The organism is Paracoccus angustae (assembly GCF_042648745.1).
GTDB lineage: Bacteria > Pseudomonadota > Alphaproteobacteria > Rhodobacterales > Rhodobacteraceae > Paracoccus > Paracoccus angustae.
In genome coordinates, this window is sequence record NZ_JBHRXY010000089.1 from 1 (window position 1) to 2,845 (window position 2,845).

Annotated in this window: 1 protein-coding gene and 1 pseudogene; both read right to left on the minus strand. The window is 66.0% G+C overall.

Annotated elements, in window-relative coordinates; genetic code table 11:
- Positions 1–79: 79 nt before the first annotated feature.
- Positions 80–835, minus strand: a pseudogene (istB, locus tag ACFOM8_RS22725) (IS21-like element helper ATPase IstB).
- A gap of 17 nt (positions 836–852) precedes the next feature.
- The gene (gene istA / locus ACFOM8_RS22730; RefSeq protein WP_377764642.1) at positions 853–2,385 is read right to left on the minus strand and encodes an IS21 family transposase; all 1,533 of its coding nucleotides are present in this window, start codon (positions 2,383–2,385) and stop codon (positions 853–855) included.
- Between the last annotated feature and the right edge of the window lie 460 nt (positions 2,386–2,845).

Genomic DNA, 2,845 nt, shown 5'->3' on the forward strand with positions numbered 1-2,845 from the left:
TCGTCGATCTTGTCCCGATCAATCTCCATGGACTGAGCATACTACGGTCAGACTGGGGCGGGAATCGGGCGGTTACTGCTCATTGGCTGGCCCCCGCGCGGTTGTCGATGCCGGTCTTGCGCAGCGACGGGCCATCCAGGGAGATCCGGTAGGCATTGTGAACCAGCCTGTCGAGGATGGCGTCGGCGAAGGTGGGCTCACCGATGACATGGTGCCAGGTCTCCACGGGGAGCTGACTGGTGACGATGGTCGAGCGGCGGCCGTAGCGCTCCTCAACGATCTCCATCAGGTCGCGGCGCTGCGTGGCGGTCAGGCGGTCAGGGCCCCAGTCGTCGAGGATCAGAAGATCCACACGGGCGATCTTGCGGAACAGCCGGTCGAAGCGCCCGTCGCCGCGCGCCAGCTCAAGGTCGGAGAAGAGCCGCGGCAGCCGGTGGTAAAGAACGGTGCGGTCCGCGCGGCTGGCTCCGTGGCCGAGTGCGCAGGCCAGCCACTACTTGCCGACCCCGCAGGGCCCGGTGATCAGGACCGAGCGGTGCCGGTCGATCCAGTCAGGGCTGGCGAGGCTTTGGAACAAGGCGCGATCGAGGCCGCGGGAGGTCCGGTAGTCCACATCCTCCATGCAGGCGCCACCATGGCGCAGGTTGGCGGCCCGCAGGCGCGACTGGAACCGGCGGGTGCCGCGCCGAGCTTGTTCGCGGTCCAGCATCAGCCCGATCCAGGCTGCGGGGTCGAGGCTGCGGCCGCGATCTTCGCTGATCAGCTCGGCAAAAGCTTCGGCCATGCCGTCGAGCTTCAACGCGTTCAGTGCCTCAAAGGTGGGGTGGGTCAGCAAGGGTTTGTCTCCTTAGGTCAGTGGAAGAACTTGGCGCCACGGATGTTGGCGTGGGTGATGGGCGGAGCTTCGGGCGGCCGGTCCGGGGGACGGCCGTCGAGGCGGCTCTGCAGGATCGACTTCACCGACGTCATGGTGCGGGTGTTGATGGCGAGCGCGCGGTCACAGGCGGCCTCGACCCGCTCGGGCCCATAGCTGCGCGCCAGACGCAGGATCCCGAGGCAGGAGCGAAAGCCCTGTTCGGGGTGCGGCCTGTCGCGGAGGATGAGGTCGATCAGGATCCCGGTGGCAGGACCGATGCGGGCAGCCCGCTCGCGCAGCTGCTCGGGCGTGGTCTCGGCATAACGACGATGGCTGGCAGGACGATGGTCGTTCAGCGTCGTTGCGCCGGTGTCGCCCGGGGCGGCGCGCCTGTGGCAGGCCACGCGCTTGCCGGCGCGGAAGATCTCGACGGTGCCTACGGTCAGCCGCGCCCAGAGTTGCTGGCGGATCAGATCGTGTGGCACCGAGTAATGGTGGCCTTCCAGCCGGACATGATAGTCGATCCCGACAGTGGCGCGGCGCCAGTCGGCATGGACGAAAGGCTCCGGAGGCAGCGGCTGCATGGCCGGGCGATCGAGCGTGTCGAAAAGGTCCTGACGCGCGGCGCCCAGATGACGGCTGACACGGGCGTTCAGGCGAGCAAGCTCTTCGCGGATGGCGGTGTTGAGTTCGTCGAGGCTGAAGAACTGCCGGTTGCGCAGTCGCGCGATGATCCAGCGCTGAGCAAGAAGAACCGCCCCTTCGACCTTGGCCTTGTCGCGTGGCTTGTAAGGACGTGCCGGAAGGATGGCCGTGCCGTAATGCGCTGCCATCTCGGCATAGCTGCGGTTGATCTCGGGCTCGTAGAAGCAGGCCCGGATCACGCCGGACTTCAGGTTGTCGGAGACCACCAGTGCCGGCACCGCCCCAAACGCAGCGAAGGCACGGGTATGAGCGCCGATCCAATCCGGCAGCGCCTGGCTCCATGTGGCCTCGGCGTAGGTCATGTTTGAGGCGCCCATCACGGCAATGAAGATCTCCGCTGGACGGGCAGCGCCGGTCACCGGGTCGATCACCGTCATCCGGGTGCCCGAGTAGTCGACGAACATCCGCTCGCCTGCGACATGGCGCTGGCGCATGACCGGCGAAAGGCGCCCAACCCAGCGTCGGTAATGCTCGCAAAAGGCCGAGTAGCCATAGCCGTCGGGGTGCTGGCCCCGATACTCGTCCCAAAGCAGCGCCAGCGTGACGCCCGGCCGCTTCAGTTCGCGATGAACCATCGCCCAGTCCGCAGCGGCAATTTGGCGGCCCTGCGAGGGCGGTGGAGGCGGGAACACCCGCCGTTCCAGTGCCTCCTCGTCCAGGCCCTCGGGCAACGGCCAGGACAAGCCAGCCACCGCGGCACGGCGCAGATACTCGATGACCGTTGTCTTGCCGACGCCGGTCGCAAGTGCGATCCGCCGGGTCGACATGGCCTGCGCATGCAGGCGCAGAACGTCCTCGATCTTCCTCATCGGCAGTCTCCTCATCGCGCCCCTTCTTCCGCTGTTGCAACAGCTTCTGGGTAGCGCAGGTGGTCTGCCTCAGACCCGCTCCGTGTGACGGAGCCCGCTCAGATCAGCCTGGTCGGATGCGGCTGGAGCGGGTGGTCGGATGGTCGTGGAATGGCCGGTCGGATGTTCATGGAATGTGTGGTCGGATCACCGTGGTGCGCGCAATCAGGAAAAGAAAACACCAATCGCCCGGATCTGTACGATGCTCGGCATTTCCAAGCCAACGCTCTATGCATATGTTCGGGCTGCAGAAGCCGCTGGTGACAGTCGCTGAAAGCTGGCTTTGGCCAGCGGCAGCTATGCGGGACTTCCGGACGCTCGCGGGAGCTATACGGGAATTTGGGTGACGCGACCTAATTAAGCGGCGCGATTTTCGGCGACGCTCGCGGCGACACCGTCGGTGAATGTGACGCCTTCGATGACCAAAGGCAACTGG